This is a genomic window from Salmonella sp. JXY0409-18, assembly GCF_020268625.1.
Lineage (GTDB): Bacteria > Pseudomonadota > Gammaproteobacteria > Enterobacterales > Enterobacteriaceae > Salmonella > Salmonella enterica.
The window spans coordinates 2,622,131-2,638,656 of sequence record NZ_CP084216.1 but is presented as its reverse complement, the minus strand read 5'-3'; the positions used below and the strand labels follow the sequence as shown (position 1 = coordinate 2,638,656).

At 54.2% G+C, this 16,526-nt stretch carries 16 protein-coding genes; 13 read left to right on the top strand and 3 right to left on the bottom strand.

The window, feature by feature from the left end; genetic code table 11:
• The first annotated feature begins 167 nt into the window (after positions 1–167).
• The 8 genes from hinT to LDB27_RS12785 all read left to right on the top strand — a co-directional run bounded on the left by hinT (position 168) and on the right by LDB27_RS12785 (position 6,240).
• Entirely contained in the window at positions 168–527 is a 360-nt protein-coding gene (gene hinT / locus LDB27_RS12820; RefSeq protein WP_001532068.1) for a purine nucleoside phosphoramidase, read from the top strand.
• A 2-nt stretch (positions 528–529) separates the two neighbouring features.
• A complete protein-coding gene (locus tag LDB27_RS12815) occupies positions 530–904 on the top strand; it encodes a YcfL family protein (RefSeq protein WP_000589563.1) in 375 nt (124 codons plus the stop codon).
• A gap of 13 nt (positions 905–917) precedes the next feature.
• On the top strand, positions 918–1,556 hold the full coding sequence (gene lpoB / locus LDB27_RS12810) for a penicillin-binding protein activator LpoB (RefSeq protein ID WP_000164359.1): 639 nt from the start codon (positions 918–920) through the stop codon (positions 1,554–1,556).
• Positions 1,537–2,361, top strand: coding sequence for a thiamine kinase (gene thiK, locus LDB27_RS12805; RefSeq protein WP_001257339.1), 825 nt, complete (start codon positions 1,537–1,539; stop codon positions 2,359–2,361). Before lpoB ends, thiK begins: the two co-directional genes overlap by 20 nt.
• Before the next feature lie 10 nt (positions 2,362–2,371).
• Entirely contained in the window at positions 2,372–3,397 is a 1,026-nt protein-coding gene (gene nagZ, locus LDB27_RS12800; protein ID WP_000529340.1) for a beta-N-acetylhexosaminidase, read from the top strand.
• A 24-nt stretch (positions 3,398–3,421) separates the two neighbouring features.
• Positions 3,422–3,964: an alpha/beta hydrolase YcfP gene (gene ycfP, locus LDB27_RS12795; protein WP_000587945.1), complete on the top strand. Its 543-nt coding sequence runs from the start codon at positions 3,422–3,424 to the stop codon at positions 3,962–3,964.
• 253 nt (positions 3,965–4,217) lie between these two features.
• The gene (gene ndh, locus LDB27_RS12790) at positions 4,218–5,522 is read left to right on the top strand and encodes an NADH-quinone dehydrogenase (RefSeq protein WP_000211053.1); all 1,305 of its coding nucleotides are present in this window, start codon (positions 4,218–4,220) and stop codon (positions 5,520–5,522) included.
• Positions 5,523–5,700: 178 nt separating this feature from the next.
• Entirely contained in the window at positions 5,701–6,240 is a 540-nt protein-coding gene (locus tag LDB27_RS12785) for a glycine zipper 2TM domain-containing protein (protein ID WP_001043449.1), read from the top strand.
• A 73-nt stretch (positions 6,241–6,313) separates the two neighbouring features.
• On the opposite strand, the gene comR is transcribed toward LDB27_RS12785, so the two are convergent.
• The gene (comR, locus tag LDB27_RS12780) at positions 6,314–6,949 is read right to left on the bottom strand and encodes a TetR family copper-responsive transcriptional repressor ComR (protein WP_000205986.1); all 636 of its coding nucleotides are present in this window, start codon (positions 6,947–6,949) and stop codon (positions 6,314–6,316) included.
• A 241-nt stretch (positions 6,950–7,190) separates the two neighbouring features.
• Between comR and bhsA the strand changes: the two genes are divergently transcribed.
• On the top strand, positions 7,191–7,448 hold the full coding sequence (gene bhsA / locus LDB27_RS12775) for a multiple stress resistance protein BhsA (RefSeq protein WP_000789664.1): 258 nt from the start codon (positions 7,191–7,193) through the stop codon (positions 7,446–7,448).
• A gap of 96 nt (positions 7,449–7,544) precedes the next feature.
• Here the strand turns inward: bhsA and ldtC are convergent, their stop codons facing one another.
• Both ldtC and mfd read right to left on the bottom strand, forming a co-directional pair.
• Entirely contained in the window at positions 7,545–8,510 is a 966-nt protein-coding gene (gene ldtC / locus LDB27_RS12770) for a L,D-transpeptidase LdtC (protein WP_000482962.1), read from the bottom strand.
• Between the two features lie 147 nt (positions 8,511–8,657).
• Positions 8,658–12,104: a transcription-repair coupling factor gene (mfd, locus tag LDB27_RS12765; protein ID WP_001114322.1), complete on the bottom strand. Its 3,447-nt coding sequence runs from the start codon at positions 12,102–12,104 to the stop codon at positions 8,658–8,660.
• Positions 12,105–12,441: 337 nt separating this feature from the next.
• Here mfd and lolC point away from each other — a divergent pair, with 337 nt between their 5' ends.
• The 4 genes from lolC to nagK are packed head-to-tail and all read left to right on the top strand — an operon-like array spanning position 12,442 to position 16,519.
• Positions 12,442–13,641, top strand: a complete 1,200-nt coding sequence (lolC, locus tag LDB27_RS12760) for a lipoprotein-releasing ABC transporter permease subunit LolC (RefSeq protein ID WP_001518787.1) — start codon at positions 12,442–12,444, stop codon at positions 13,639–13,641.
• Positions 13,634–14,335, top strand: a complete 702-nt coding sequence (gene lolD, locus LDB27_RS12755) for a lipoprotein-releasing ABC transporter ATP-binding protein LolD (protein ID WP_001033714.1) — start codon at positions 13,634–13,636, stop codon at positions 14,333–14,335. Before lolC ends, lolD begins: the two co-directional genes overlap by 8 nt.
• Positions 14,335–15,579 (top strand): lipoprotein-releasing ABC transporter permease subunit LolE, encoded by a 1,245-nt coding sequence (lolE, locus tag LDB27_RS12750; protein ID WP_000168091.1) that lies wholly within the window; start codon positions 14,335–14,337, stop codon positions 15,577–15,579. Before lolD ends, lolE begins: the two co-directional genes overlap by 1 nt.
• A gap of 28 nt (positions 15,580–15,607) precedes the next feature.
• Complete coding sequence (gene nagK, locus LDB27_RS12745; RefSeq protein ID WP_225519850.1) at positions 15,608–16,519, top strand: N-acetylglucosamine kinase; 912 nt, start codon at positions 15,608–15,610, stop codon at positions 16,517–16,519.
• Positions 16,520–16,526 lie beyond the last annotated feature (7 nt).

Below are 16,526 nucleotides of genomic sequence, written 5' to 3'. Positions count from 1 at the left end.
TCATGGCAGGGGGATATGGCGGTAAGTCCAGCATGTAGTCATTTTTCGCTTAATAAATCGTGGGTTAAAGTTGAAAGAGCGTCGGTAACTCGCTCATACTCTATACTCGCAGTATGGCTCGGCGTAGCATGTGCGCTGCAAGGGCTATTATGAAAAAGGAAAACGTCGTGGCAGAAGAAACTATATTCAGCAAAATTATTCGTCGTGAAATCCCTTCGGATATCGTTTATCAGGATGAGCTGGTCACCGCCTTTCGTGATATTTCACCGCAGGCGCCGACGCATATCTTGATTATTCCCAATATTCTGATCCCAACCGTCAATGACGTGACGGCGGAACATGAACAGGCGTTAGGTCGGATGATCACCGTGGCGGCGAAAATCGCCGAACAGGAAGGCATTGCCGAGGATGGGTATCGTTTAATCATGAATACCAACCGTCATGGGGGCCAGGAGGTTTATCATATCCATATGCACCTACTGGGCGGCCGCCCGCTAGGCCCGATGCTGGCGCATAAAGGCTTGTAAGTATGATCAAAGGATGCATCGCGGTTTCTCTGGGCTTGCTGCTGCTTACCGGCTGCCGGTCACACCCTGAAATTCCGGTAAGCGACGCGCAGTCGCTGGTGATGGAGTCCACGGTTCTGGCGGCGGGCGTGACCGCAGAGCCGCCTGAGCTGACGGCGTCTGATATCCAGCCATCAGCCTCTTCCCGCGTCTATAACGAAAGGCAAGAGCCCATAACCGTTCATTATCGGTTTTACTGGTATGACGCGCGGGGGCTGGAGATGCATCCGCTGGAGGCGCCGCGTAGCGTAACCATACCCGCGCGTTCGTCGGTAACGCTATTTGGCAGCGCCAATTATCTGGGGGCGCATAAGGTCAGGCTTTATCTTTATTTGTGAGGAGTGAATTTTGATGACAAAAATGCATCGCTACGCTGCCATTGCTGCGCTGGCGATATTTCTCTCCGGGTGTATGGCGCAACGTCAACCTGCGCCAGTTGAAGAGGTAAAACCAGCGCCAGAACAACCCGCGCAGCCACCACAGCCTCCTGTTGTGCCGTCTGTGCCAACCATTCCACAGCAACCGGGGCCGATCGAACATGAAGATCAAACGGGCCAGCCAGCGCCTAAGGTGCGCCACTATGACTGGAACGGCGCGATGCAACCGCTGGTCAGCAAAATGTTGCAGGCTGATGGCGTGACGGCCGGAAGCGTATTGCTTGTCGACAGCGTGAATAACCGGACGAATGGGTCGTTAAATGCGAACGAGGCAACGGAAACGTTACGTAATGCGCTGGCGAACAACGGTAAATTTACGCTGGTCTCCGTACAGCAACTCTCGATGGCAAAACAGCAGTTAGGGTTGTCTCCGCAGGATAGTCTGGGAACGCGCAGTAAAGCTATTGGCATTGCGCGCAATGTCGGGGCGCAATATGTACTTTACTCCAGCGCATCCGGTAACGTTAACGCGCCTGCATTACAGATGCAGTTAATGCTGGTGCAAACGGGCGAGATAATCTGGTCAGGTAAAGGTGCGGTCCAACAACAATAATCCCTTAACGCGCGACGAGATCCTGTCGCGCTATTTTCCCCAGTATCGTCCCGCCGTCGCCGCATCGCAGGGGCTAAGCGGCGGGAGCTGTATTATTGACCACGATACTCACCGTGTCGTGCTGCGTCGTCATCACGACCCCGACGCTCCACCAGCCCATTTTTTACGTCATTACCGCGCCTTATCCCAATTGCCGGCCAGTCTTGCGCCGCGAGCGCTTTTTTATACGCCAGGCTGGATGGCGGTAGAATATCTGCATGGTGTGGTAAATTCCGCTCTGCCAGATGCCGACGAACTGGCGGCCTTACTGTATCATTTGCATCAACAGCCGCGTTTTGGCTGGCGTATCGCGCTATCGCCACTATTGGCGCAGTACTGGTCGTGTTGCGATCCGGCAAGGCGTACGCCGTTTTGGTTGCGGCGGCTCAAACAGTTGCAAAAAAACGGAGAACCTCGCCCGCTGCGGCTCGCGCCTTTGCATATGGATGTCCATGGCGACAATATAGTATTAACGTCCGCCGGGTTGAAACTGATTGACTGGGAGTATGCCGGCGACGGCGATATTGCGTTGGAGCTGGCGGCAGTATGGGTTGAGGATGAACGCCAGCACCGACAACTGGCAGACGCTTATGCCGCGCGCGCGCGAATCGACGCCCGGCAGCTATGGCGACAGATACGATTATGGCACCCCTGGGTCATTATGCTAAAAGCAGGGTGGTTCGAATACCGCTGGCGACAAACCGGCGAGCAACAATTTATCAGGCTGGCCGATGAAACCTGGCGCCAGCTACGTATGAAAGGATAAGGAGAGCAGTGTGGGCCCAGTAATGTTGAATGTCGAAGGATGTGAGCTGGATGCGGAGGAGCGCGAGATACTGGCGCATCCGCTGGTTGGCGGGCTTATTCTGTTCACGCGTAATTACCATGACCCGGAACAGCTGCGCGAATTAGTGCGCCAGATTCGGGCGGCATCGCGTAACCATCTGGTGGTGGCCGTCGATCAGGAAGGCGGGCGCGTACAGCGTTTCCGTGAAGGGTTTACCCGCCTGCCCGCGGCGCAATCTTTTTTTGCGCTGCATGGGCTGGAAGAGGGGGGACGACTGGCGCAGGAGGCAGGGTGGCTGATGGCCAGCGAAATGATCGCGATGGATATTGATATCAGTTTTGCGCCAGTGCTGGACGTCGGGCATATCAGCGCGGCAATTGGCGAGCGCTCCTATCATGCCGATCCCGCAAAAGCGTTGGCAATGGCAACGCGCTTTATTGACGGCATGCATGACGCCGGGATGAAAACGACCGGTAAGCATTTCCCCGGCCACGGCGCGGTCACGGCGGACTCCCACAAAGAGACGCCGTGCGATCCACGTCCTGAAACGGATATCCGTGGCAAAGATATGTCGGTGTTCCGCACGCTGATTAGCGAGAATAAACTGGATGCGATTATGCCTGCCCACGTGATCTACCGCGCTATCGATCCACGCCCGGCAAGCGGTTCGCCGTACTGGCTGAAAACGGTGCTGCGTCAGGAGTTAGGCTTTGACGGCGTCATTTTCTCCGACGATCTGTCGATGGAGGGCGCGGCGATTATGGGCAGCTATGCTGAGCGCGCTCAGGCGTCGCTGGATGCGGGTTGCGATATGATTCTGGTCTGCAATAATCGTAAAGGCGCAGTCAGCGTGTTGGATAATCTGTCGCCGATCAAAGCAGAACGTGTTACACGTTTGTATCATAAAGGTTCATTTTCACGCCGGGAGCTCATGGACTCAGCACGCTGGAAAACAGCCAGCGCCCAGCTCAACCAGTTACATGAACGCTGGCAGGAAGAAAAAGCAGGTCATTAACTCGAGTTTTCGTGAGGGTGCCAGATGATTATTTATTTACACGGTTTTGATTCAAATAGTCCGGGCAACCATGAAAAAGTGTTGCAATTACAGTTTATCGACCCGGATGTTCGGCTGGTAAGCTACAGTACGCGGCATCCTAAGCACGATATGCAGCATCTGCTGAAAGAAGTGGACAAAATGTTGCAGTTGAATGTGGACGAGCGCCCTTTAATCTGTGGCGTGGGGCTGGGCGGTTACTGGGCGGAGCGGATTGGCTTTTTGTGCGATATCCGTCAGGTGGTTTTTAACCCGAACCTGTTCCCCTATGAAAACATGGAGGGGAAAATCGATCGCCCGGAAGAATATGCGGACATCGCCACAAAGTGCGTGACCAACTTTCGCGAAAAAAATCGCGATCGTTGTCTGGTGATCCTCTCGCGTCATGACGAAGCGCTGGACAGCCAACGCTCAGCGCAAGCTCTTCACCCGTATTATGAAATTGTGTGGGATGAGGAACAGACTCACAAATTCAAAAATATTTCGCCGCATTTGCAACGTATCAAAGCGTTTAAAACGCTGGGGTAACGCCCCCGGCAATATGGCGTTATCAGTGACCGGATAACCAGCCTTGCGGCTGGTTTTTTTATGCTCAATTCTCGCAAGCTGTCTATCTTTTCAGCATGAAAACTTGATGCACATCAATTTTGGTATGACCAATGCACCGTTCATGCTATTCTCATATCAGAAGCTTATTCTCATTAACGTAACTTGTTGTTAATTAAAGGCTATACTAATAACGTTTAATTAACAATTGGTTAATAAATTTAAGGGGGTCACGTTGACTACACCATTAAAAAAGATCGTGATTGTCGGCGGCGGCGCTGGCGGGCTGGAAATGGCGACGCAGTTAGGCCATAAACTGGGGCGCAAGAAAAAAGCGAAAATCACGCTGGTAGACAGAAATCACAGCCATCTGTGGAAACCATTGCTGCACGAAGTGGCGACTGGCTCTCTGGACGAAGGTGTGGATGCGCTGAGCTATCTGGCTCATGCGCGTAATCATGGTTTCCAGTTCCAACTGGGGTCGGTGATGGATATCGATCGCGAAGCGAAAACCATCACCATTGCCGAGTTGCGTGATGAAAAGGGCGAACTGCTGGTGCCGGAGCGCAAAATCGCGTATGACACGCTGGTGATGGCGCTGGGCAGCACCTCTAATGATTTCAACACGCCGGGCGTGAAAGAGCACTGTATCTTCCTCGATAACCCGCATCAGGCGCGCCGTTTTCACCAGGAGATGCTGAACCTGTTCCTCAAGTATTCGGCTAATCTGGGCGCGAACGGTAAGGTCAATATCGCCATCGTTGGCGGCGGTGCGACGGGGGTTGAGCTGTCGGCTGAACTGCATAATGCGGTAAAACAGCTGCATAGCTATGGTTATAAGGGGCTGACCAACGACGCGCTGAACGTGACATTGGTTGAGGCTGGCGAGCGTATTCTGCCTGCGTTGCCGCCGCGTATCTCCAGCGCCGCGCATAATGAACTGACCAAACTGGGCGTTCGCGTGCTGACGCAAACTATGGTCACCAGCGCCGACGAAGGCGGTCTGCATACGAAAGAAGGTGAATATATTCAGGCCGATCTGATGGTGTGGGCGGCGGGTATCAAAGCGCCAGATTTTATGAAAGAGATTGGTGGTCTGGAAACGAACCGCATTAACCAACTGGTGGTGGAGCCGACGCTGCAAACCACGCGCGATCCTGATATTTATGCGATTGGCGACTGCGCTTCCTGCGCACGTCCGGAGGGAGGTTTTGTGCCGCCTCGCGCTCAGGCGGCGCATCAGATGGCTACCTGCGCGATGAATAACATTCTGGCGCAGATGAATGGCAAACCGCTGAAAGCTTACCAGTATAAAGATCATGGTTCGCTGGTCTCTCTGTCCAACTTCTCTACCGTGGGTAGTCTGATGGGGAACCTGACCCGCGGTTCAATGATGATTGAAGGACGTATCGCCCGCTTCGTGTATATCTCGCTATACCGTATGCACCAGATAGCGCTGCATGGATACTTTAAAACTGGCCTGATGATGCTGGTGGGCAGTATTAACCGCGTCATTCGTCCGCGCCTGAAACTGCATTAATTTCTCTGCGCCTCACCGGCTGCTCGCGCCGGTGAGCGCTTCTCCATCACTCGCTTCGGAGTTGTCCGAATCCTTCAGCTTTACCGCCTCATCCCGCATTTTTCATCCTCATTCCGATTGGCTTTGTTCGCATACTGGTTGCAAAATTGTTACCAATAGCAACGAAGGAGGAACTCCCGTGAATAAATCAATGTTGGCGGGTATAGGGATTGGCGTAGCGGCTGCGCTGGGTGTGGCGGCAGTGGCCAGTCTCAACGTATTTGATCGTGGTCCGCAATATGCGCAGGTGATATCGGCTAAACCGATTAAAGAGACGGTAAAAACGCCGCGTCAGGAGTGCCGTAATGTCACGGTCACGCATCGCAGACCGGTTCAGGACGAAAACCGTATTGCCGGCTCGGTGCTTGGCGCAGTAGCAGGCGGCGTGATTGGACATCAATTTGGCGGCGGTCGTGGTAAAGATGTGGCGACGGTCGTCGGGGCGCTGGGCGGCGGTTATGCTGGCAATCAAATCCAGGGATCAATGCAGGAAAGTGATACTTATACTACCACGCAGCAACGCTGTAAGACGGTGTATGACAAATCTGAAAAGATGCTTGGCTACGACGTGACCTATAAAATTGGCGATCAGCAGGGCAAAATCCGCATGGATAAAGACCCCGGAACGCAAATTCCCCTCGACGGCAATGGTCAACTGGTTCTGAATAACAAAGCATAAAAAAGCTGTACTCTGCAAGTTAGCCCCTCATTCGCTCAGGCTGAGGGGCTTTTTTTATCCGAAGCTGCGTTGTTCAGGACTTGAGCAGTTCAGGCCAGATGCGCAGGGTCGTACGCGTAATTTGCATCAGTTGTTCGAAGGTGGCTCCCTCGCGGGCGCTGATCGACATTCCCTGTAAAATACAGTTGATATATTCCGCGAGCGCCTGCGGGTTACAGTGCGCCGGAATTTCACCGCGCTCCTGACGTTGGCGCAAAAACTGGATGAGCGTCTGTTCCTGCATGGCGTGGCGTGATTTTACCGTGCGAGCGATATCGCGTGAGGAGGCGGCGAGGGTGGCGGACGTATTAATCATAAAGCAGCCAGCCGGCGTGTCCGTACTGGTAAAGCAGGCGGCAATTTCTGTGAAGTAATCTTCCAGCGCCGATTCCACGCTTTTCTCTTCACAAAAGAGCTGGGCTTCGTGCTTTGAGGCAAAGCGAGTGATGTAGCGATCCAGGACAGCGCGAAATAATCCTTCTTTGTTAGTGAATTCCGCATAGAGAGTAGGCGCTTTCGCCCCGGTAGCCTCTACGAGATCGGCAAGCGAAGTTGCTTCATAGCCGTGCTGCCAGAAGAGAGTCATGGCCTTATCAAGCGCAGCTTCCCTGTCGAACACTTTTGGTCGGCCACGGCTTTTCTTCGCGCAACTCGTGGTATCCGTTGTCATGATGCCGTTGTACCTGTTTAAAGAGCGGTCTCTCTATTATAAAAACAAACCACTTCTGGCTCCAGAGTATTCATTAGAAAAATAAATCAATTCTATTCACATGAAAAATAACATCTTTATAAATTATATAACGATCATTATAAAAAGAAGTTGACGTGTGATGTAGATCACATCTATGATTAACTTATCGATCGTTAAGTTAATGCTTACGACACCCATTCATCTGCTAAAGGTCATCACTATGAAAAACATAAAAACCCTCATCGCTGCTGTGGTACTGAGTTCGCTCTCATTCGCCAGCTTCGCCGCCGTTGAAGTTCAGGCAACGCCAGAAGGTCAACAGAAGTTTGGCACCATTTCCGCGAATGGCGGCACGAATCTGGGCTCGCTGGAAGATCAGCTGGCGCAAAAAGCGCAGGAGATGGGGGCGAAGTCTTTCCGTATTACCTCTGTTACCGGCCCGAATACCCTTCACGGTACGGCGGTAATCTATAAGTAAGCATTAACCCTCATTAATGCCGCTGCGATTGCCACAATAAAAAGAGAAAGCCTCGCGATGCATCGCGAGGCTTTTTTGTCGGTCAGCTATTCACGCTTACAGCGACTGCGGTTTCGCCTCTGATTGACGGGTTACATCCACCGGCATTCCGGAGCGCACTTCCATAACATGTTCCATCACCGCGGCGTCGGTCTGCGGCGCGTCCTTAAAGGTCTGCATCGGGCCATTCAGCACAATCGGCAGCACCTGCGGATCGTCGCCTATATTTTTAGACAGCGGCTGATGAACTTCCACCAGTCGCACGCCGCCTGGCTCCACCGAGGCTTTAATCGGCGTATTGATAATATTCACTTTGGTTCCCGGCGTGACCTGACGGAACAATGTCTCTATATCACCGTCGCGCAGACGGATACAGCCGGAACTGACGCGCATACCAATGCCAAAATCGGCATTCGTGCCATGTAACAGATAGACGCCGCCGTAGGCCGCTAAACGAATCGCGTGATGCCCCATTGGGTTATCGGGACCGGCAGGCACCACGGCGGGGAGATCGATGCCTTGCGCTTTATAACGGGCGCGAATATTGGCGGTCGGCGTCCAGGTTGGATTGGCGCGTTTATCCGAAATGGTCGTCACCATCGTTGGCGTCAGGGTATCGCCGCCCAGTTGGCCAATCCCGATAGGGTAGACCGTGACCGTATTTTTCCCCGGTTGATAATAGTAAAGCCGTAATTCCGCGAGGTTAATGACGATACCTTCACGTGGCGCGTCCGGTAGCAGCGTTTGCAGCGGAATCGTCAGCACGCTGCCTGCGCGTGGCACGTAAGGATCAATGCCGGGGTTGGCCTGTAACAGGGCTAAAAAGCCCACGTTATATTTTTTGGCGATCGCCTCCAGCGAGCCGCCGTCGTCTTCAACGACATGGAATTTATTTTCTCCCACCAGTCGACTGCCGGGGGGCGGAAGAGGCCACGTATTTGCCTGCGCGGGAAGGGCAAGCATGATGGTCGCGGTAAGCGCAAACAACGCCCACCAGCGAGAGAGTCGCGTATTGTTGAACATTATAATAAACCCATGATTATTATGTGGTTATTTTTATAAAAGAGGAAATAAGAATTATGGCGGCTGGCTGTGTCTGGAACTGCAGGGAAGTGCAAAGAATTTGTAAAGATTAGGCCGGACGCAGGGTAATGACGCCCGGCCTGACGCTTATGCAATAGCGTTTTCTTCCAGTTGCTGCATGAACTGGCGTACCCAGTCTATACGCGTTTTACGTTCGCTTAAATCCTGAATAAACTTGAGGCGCGTCGGGCCATCCAGACGGAAATGCTGCGGTTGTTTTTGCAGCAACCCGATAAGCCAGGCAGGGTCAACGTGGTTTTTCTCGGCGAACTCAATCGTTCCGCCTTTCTCGTTACCCTCCAGTTTTCGGATGCCGAGCTTTTGCGCCTGTTGGCGAAGGTGGGCGATATCCAGCAGATTACGCGCTGGATCGGGCAGCAGGCCGAAGCGATCGATCAATTCCACTTTGATCTCTTCCAGCTCGTTTTCGTTCTTCGCGCTGGCAATGCGTTTATAGAATGACAGCCGGGTATTAACATCCGGAATAAAATCATCCGGCAGTAACGACGGCATTCGCAGCTCGACTTCCGTTTGCTGACTGGTGAGATCTTCCAGCGAGGGTTCGCGGCCTGCTTTCAGCGCATCGACGGCGTTTTCCAGCAGTTCCATGTAGAGTGAGAAGCCGATGGTTTCCATTGAGCCGCTTTGCTCTTCGCCAAGCAGTTCGCCTGCGCCGCGGATCTCCAGATCGTGGGTCGCCAGCGCAAACCCGGCGCCTAAATCCTCCAGCGACGCAATCGCCTCCAGCCGTTTTTGCGCATCGGTGGTCATGGCCTTAGGATGTGGCGTCAATAGCCAGGCGTAGGCCTGGTGGTGCGAGCGCCCTACGCGGCCACGCAACTGGTGCAACTGCGCGAGGCCGAAATGATCCGCGCGTTCAATGATGATCGTGTTAGCGGTGGGAATGTCGATCCCCGTTTCGATAATGGTAGTACACACCAGCACGTTAAAACGTTGATGGTGGAAATCGTTCATGACCCGTTCCAGCTCACGTTCGCGCATCTGCCCGTGGCCTATAGCGATTCGCGCTTCCGGCACCAGTTCCGCCAGCCGCTCTGCGGCTTTCTGAATATTTTCGACGTCATTGTACAAATAGTAAACCTGACCGCCGCGCAGGATTTCACGCAGAATCGCTTCCCTTACTACTAGGCTATCATACTCGCGGACAAAGGTTTTTACCGCCAGACGACGGGCAGGGGGGGTGGCGATAATGGAGAGATCGCGCATACCGCTCATCGCCATATTCAGCGTCCGCGGGATCGGCGTCGCCGTGAGCGTCAGAATATCGACATCGGCGCGCATCGCCTTGATTCGCTCTTTGTGGCGCACGCCGAAACGGTGCTCTTCATCGACAATCAGCAGGCCGAGGTCGCGCAGCTTCACATCGCTTTGTAGCAGTTTATGCGTACCGATCAGAATATCGATCTTACCCTCGGCGGCTTCCGCCAGGATTTGCGTCTGCTCTTTGGCGCTGCGAAAGCGGGACAGCATCTCAATGCGTACCGGCCAGTTGGCGAAACGGTCGCGGAAGTTGTCATAGTGTTGCTGCGCCAGCAGCGTAGTCGGCACCAGTACCGCCACCTGTTTATGGTTTTCCACCGCCAGGAACGCGGCGCGCATCGCCACTTCGGTTTTGCCGAAGCCGACGTCGCCGCACACCAGCCTGTCCATCGCCAGCGGTTGGCACATATCGCTCAATACGGCGTTAATCGCCTGTGCTTGATCGGGCGTCGTTTCAAACGGGAAGCTGTCGCAGAATAACTGATATTGCTCACGATCATGCTTAAAGGCAAAACCCTCTTTTGCCGCCCGTTGCGCATAAATATCCAACAGTTCCGCTGCGACATCGCGCACTTTTTCCGCCGCTTTCTGCCGGGCGCGCGACCAGGCGTCGCCGCCCAGTTTATGCAGCGGCGCACTTTCTTCCGCGCCGCCAGCATAGCGGCTAATCAGATGCAACGAGGAGACCGGCACATACAGTTTGGCGTCATTGGCGTAAGTGAGCATCAGATACTCACCCTTGATGCCGCCAGCCTCCAGCGTGGTCATGCCGGCATAACGCCCGACGCCGTGCTCCAGATGCACTACCGGTTGACCGACGTGGAGCTCCGCCAGGTTACGAATCAACGTATCCGGGTTGATCGTACGACGGGAATCCAGGCGGCGACGTGCAACCCGCTCACCCAGGAGATCGCTTTCACAAATCAGAGCCAGATTGCGTTGGGTGTCAATAAAACCATGTTCTGCGGCGCCAATCATCAGATAGCGCCCCGCATCCTGCGCCTCGTCCAGGCGTAATATCCGCTTCGGCGCGATTTTTATGCGAGCCAGGAGCTCTCCCAGCGCTTCGCGGCGTCCTTCGCTTTCCACCGAAAAAATCACCGGGCCGCTGAAAGATTCGAGGAACTTACGCAGCGCGTCCAGCGGCGCTTTCTGCTGTGCCTGGATAGCCAAATCCGGTAATTTCTGGAAACCGAGATTGGTATTGGCGGCTTTTTCCGGCAGATGGTCGGTTTTAAGCTGGAGGCGAGGCCAGCGTTTAAGCTCGGAAAAGAGCTCATCTACCCGTAGCCAGAGGGCTTCCGGCGGCAAAAGTGGGCGCATAGGATCGACGCCGCGATTTTCAAAACGCGCCAGCGTATCGGCCTGAAAGCGTTCGGCGCTGGTTTCCAGCGAGCCGGTATTCACCACCAGAGTATTGGCGGGGAAGTAGCTAAATAATGGCGGTAACGGTTCGCTGAAAAAGAGCGGCTGCCAGTATTCGATCCCGGCGGGCAGGGTGCCTTTGCTGACCTGCTGATAGATGTGCTCGGCGTCGCGTTTTACCTCAAAGGTATCGCGCCACTGGCTACGGAAAAGCTCAATAGCGGCTTTGTCGGTAGGAAATTCGTGCGCGGGCAACAAATTGATGGCCTCGACCTCCTCCAGCGTACGCTGGGTATCCGCGTCAAACAGACGCAGGCTGTCGATTTCATCATCAAAAAAGTCGAGGCGATAAGGCTGTTCGCTGCCCATCGGAAAGAGATCCAACAGCGCGCCGCGCGTCGCGTATTCGCCATGCTCCATCACCTGATCGACATGCCGATAACCGGCGCTGTCAAGCTGCGCGCGCAGAGCGTCGCGGGACAGCCGCTGGCCTTTTTTCATCACCAGCGCATGACCATGCAGATAGCTATGCGGACAAACGCGCTGCATCAGGGTGTTTACCGGTACAATCAAGACGCCGCGCTGCATCGACGGCAACTGGTAGAGTGTGGACAGGCGCGAAGAGATAATTTCCTGATGCGGGGAGAAGCTGTCATACGGTAGCGTTTCCCAGTCCGCCAGGTTCATGACCATCTGATCGGTAAACTGGCGGATTTCATCATGCAATCGCAGAGCATTTTGCATGTCAGGCGCTATGAGTACCACCGGACCGGCATGGCGTTCGGCTATCTCCGCCACCAGCGTAGCGCAGGCGGCGCCGGTAAGTTCGCCCAACTGGCGCTGATCGCCCGCTTTTGTCGGCAGCGTGTAACGTTGTTTTTCAGGCATAACGGTTGTCAGTATCTCTTTTTGTTTTACGCCGCACTCTACGCGTCACCCTTCAGGCTGCTTCATGGTTGGCTGCGCGCCGGGACAGCATGAAGGACTCAGGTATTCAGGGGCATATGACTGATAAGCAATGTTCTTTATTATCCGCGATCGTTGTTTATTAGCAAATTGAATCCGCCGGATAACGCGCCGAACAGGTAAAGTATGAACATGTAAGTGACTTGATTTGTCGGCCTTTTTCAGAATAACGCTGACGAACTCTTACGGTTCAGACATTTACGCATTCCGCTTTCGCTTATATACTCGGGACTTTGCTAACAGCAACCAGACGGATTACATGTATCAACCTGTCGCTCTATTCATTGGCCTGCGTTACATGCGCGGGCGTGCAGCAGATCGCTTCGGTCGCTTCGTTTCCTGGCTTTCCACTATCGGCATTACCCTGGGGGTGATGGCGCTGGTCACGGTATTGTCGGTGATGAACGGTTTTGAGCGCGAACTGCAAAATAACATTCTTGGTTTGATGCCTCAGGCCATCCTCTCTGCTGAACATGGTTCTCTTAACCCGAATCAGATGCCGGAAAAAGCGGTGAATCTGCAAGGCGTTAACCGTATTGCGCCGCTGACGACGGGCGATGTCGTACTGCAAAGCGCGCGTAGCGTTGCGGTTGGCGTGATGTTGGGTATCGATCCGGCGCAAAAAGATCCGTTAACGCCGTATCTGGTCAATGTGAAGCAAAGCGAATTACAGCCGGGTAAGTATAATGTCATCCTCGGCGAGCAGCTCGCCGGACAGTTAGGGGTCAACCGCGGCGATCAGATTCGGCTAATGGTGCCATCTGCCAGCCAGTTTACGCCAATGGGACGTCTGCCCAGCCAGCGTCTGTTTACGGTGATTGGCACATTTGCCGCCAATAGCGAGGTCGATGGCTATGAAATGCTGGTCAATATTCAGGACGCATCGCGTTTAATGCGCTATCCGGCAGGCAATATTACCGGCTGGCGTCTGTGGCTGGATGAACCGCTGCAAGTCGATACCCTCAGCCAACAGACGCTGCCGCAAGGCACGAAGTGGCAGGACTGGCGCGAACGTAAAGGCGAGTTGTTCCAGGCTGTGCGCATGGAAAAGAACATGATGGGATTGTTGCTGAGCCTCATCGTGGCGGTCGCGGCTTTTAACATTATTACTTCGTTGGGTCTGATGGTCATGGAGAAGCAGGGCGAAGTGGCGATTTTACAAACTCAAGGGCTGACGCCGCGACAAATTATGATGGTCTTTATGGTGCAGGGTGCCAGCGCCGGGATTATCGGCGCGCTGTTGGGCGCCGCGCTGGGCGCATTGCTTGCCAGCCAACTGAATAACCTGATGCCGATCATCGGCGCGTTTCTGGATGGCGCTGCGTTGCCCGTGGCGATAGAGCCGTTACAGGTGATCGTTATCGCTCTGGTGGCAATGGCCATCGCGCTGCTTTCTACGCTTTATCCTTCCTGGCGCGCTGCCGCCACTCAACCCGCTGAGGCTTTACGTTATGAATAAGATCCTGTTGCAATGCGACAACCTGTGCAAACGCTATCAGGAAGGCACCGTACAAACCGACGTGTTGCACGATGTCAGCTTCAGTATCGGCGAAGGCGAAATGATGGCGATCGTCGGCAGTTCCGGTTCGGGTAAAAGTACGTTGCTGCATCTGTTAGGCGGGCTGGATACGCCTACCTCTGGCGATGTGATTTTTAGCGGCCAGCCGATGAGCAAACTCTCTTCTGCGGCAAAAGCGGAATTACGTAACCAGAAACTGGGGTTTATCTATCAGTTTCATCATCTCCTGCCGGATTTTACGGCGCTGGAAAACGTGGCGATGCCATTATTAATTGGCAAAAAGAAACCGGCGGAGATTGACGCTCGGGCGCGAGAAATGCTGCACGCCGTAGGGCTGGAGCATCGCGCAACCCATCGACCTTCGGAACTTTCCGGCGGTGAGCGCCAGCGTGTCGCGATAGCGCGCGCGTTGGTGAATAACCCGCGTCTGGTACTGGCGGATGAGCCGACCGGTAATCTGGATGCGCGTAATGCCGACAGTATTTTTGAGCTTCTGGGCGAGTTAAATCGTCTGCAGGGAACCGCGTTTCTGGTGGTGACTCACGATTTGCAACTGGCGAAACGTATGAGCCGCCAGCTTGAGATGCGCGATGGTCGCCTGACGGCGGAACTGAGCCTGATGGGGGCTGAGTAATGGCGTCGCCTTTATCATTATTAATTGGGTTGCGCTTCAGCCGTGGGCGGCGGCGCGGCGGTATGGTTTCGCTCATTTCCGTCATTTCTACCATCGGTATCGCGCTGGGCGTGGCGGTATTGATTGTCGGTTTAAGCGCGATGAACGGTTTCGAACGCGAGTTGAACAACCGTATTCTGGCGGTGGTTCCACACGGGGAGATTGAAGCGGTCAATCAGCCGTGGACTAACTGGCGTGAAGCGCTGGCAAAAGTGCAGAAGGTGCCGGGCATTGCCGCCGCCGCGCCGTATATCAATTTTACCGGCCTGGTAGAGAGCGGGGCGAATTTGCGCGCCATTCAGGTTAAAGGCGTCGACCCTAAGCAAGAGCAGCAGCTTAGCGCGTTACCGTCATTTGTGCAAAATCACGCCTGGGATCATTTCAAAGCGGGCGAACAGCAGATCATTATCGGCAAAGGTGTCGCCGATGCGCTGAACGTGAAACAGGGCGACTGGGTGTCCATCATGATCCCCAATGCGAATGCCGACCATAAGCTGCTCCAGCCCAAACGCGTGCGTTTGCATGTCATCGGGATTCTGCAACTGAGCGGCCAGCTCGATCACAGCTTCGCCATGATCCCGCTTGAGGATGCGCAGCAGTATCTGGATATGGGGTCCAGCGTTTCCGGTATCGCGCTTAAAGTCCATGACGTGTTTAATGCGAACAAACTGGTGCGTGACGCGGGTGAGGTGACTAACAGCTATGTCTACATTAAGAGCTGGATCGGCACCTACGGCTATATGTATCGCGATATCCAGATGATTCGCGCCATTATGTATCTGGCGATGATTCTGGTGATCGGCGTGGCCTGTTTTAATATCGTTTCCACCTTAGTGATGGCGGTAAAAGACAAAAGCGGCGACATTGCGGTATTAAGAACGCTGGGGGCGAAAGATGGTTTGATTCGTGCCATTTTCGTCTGGTACGGACTACTGGCGGGCTTGCTGGGCAGTTTGATTGGCGTGGCGATCGGCGTTGTTGTTTCGCTTCAGCTTACCGCCATTATTAATGGGATTGAAAAGGCGATCGGGCATCAGTTTTTGTCCGGCGATATCTATTTTATCGACTTCCTGCCATCCGAATTACATTGGCTGGACGTTGTTTACGTACTGGTCACGGCGTTGTTGTTAAGCTTACTGGCGAGCTGGTATCCGGCGCGGCGGGCGAGCAACATTGACCCTGCGCGAGTATTGAGCGGCCAGTAATCGCGGAATATAAAAACAAGGAGCGGTGATGTATTACGGGTTTGACATTGGCGGAACAAAGATTGCGTTAGGCGTATTTGACTCAACGCGGCGGCTGCAGTGGGAAAAACGGGTTCCCACGCCCCATACCAGCTATAGCGCCTTTTTAGACGCCGTGTGCGAGCTGGTCGCGGAAGCCGACCAGCGATTTGGCGTAAAAGGGTCGGTAGGGATTGGCATACCTGGTATGCCGGAAACCGAAGACGGCACGCTGTACGCCGCGAATGTCCCGGCAGCCAGCGGTAAGCCGTTGCGCGCCGATCTCAGCGCCCGACTGGATCGCGATGTGCGTCTGGACAATGACGCTAACTGTTTTGCCTTGTCCGAAACCTGGGATGATGAATTCACGCAATATCCTTTGGTTATGGGGCTTATCCTCGGCACCGGCGTCGGCGGCGGCCTGGTGCTAAACGGGAAGCCGATTACCGGTCAGAGCTATATCACCGGCGAGTTTGGTCATATGCGTTTGCCGGTTGACGCGCTAACGTTGATGGGGTTTGATTTTCCTCTCCGCCGTTGTGGATGCGGTCAGATGGGCTGCATTGAGAATTATCTGTCCGGGCGCGGGTTTGCGTGGCTATATCAGCATTATTATGATCAATCGCTGCAGGCGCCGGAGATTATCGCGTTGTGGGAGCAGGGCGATGAGCAGGCGCACGCGCATGTTGAGCGCTATCTGGATTTACTGGCGGTTTGTCTGGGGAATATACTGACGATTGTCGATCCCGATTTATTAGTGATCGGCGGCGGACTATCGAACTTTACGGCAATAACAACGCAACTGGCGGAAAGACTGCCGCGCCATCTCCTCCCTGTTGCCCGCGCGCCGCGCATTGAGCGTGCGCGGCATGGGGATGCAGGTGGGATGCGCGGTGCTGCTTTTTTACATCTTACCGACTAATCAAAAA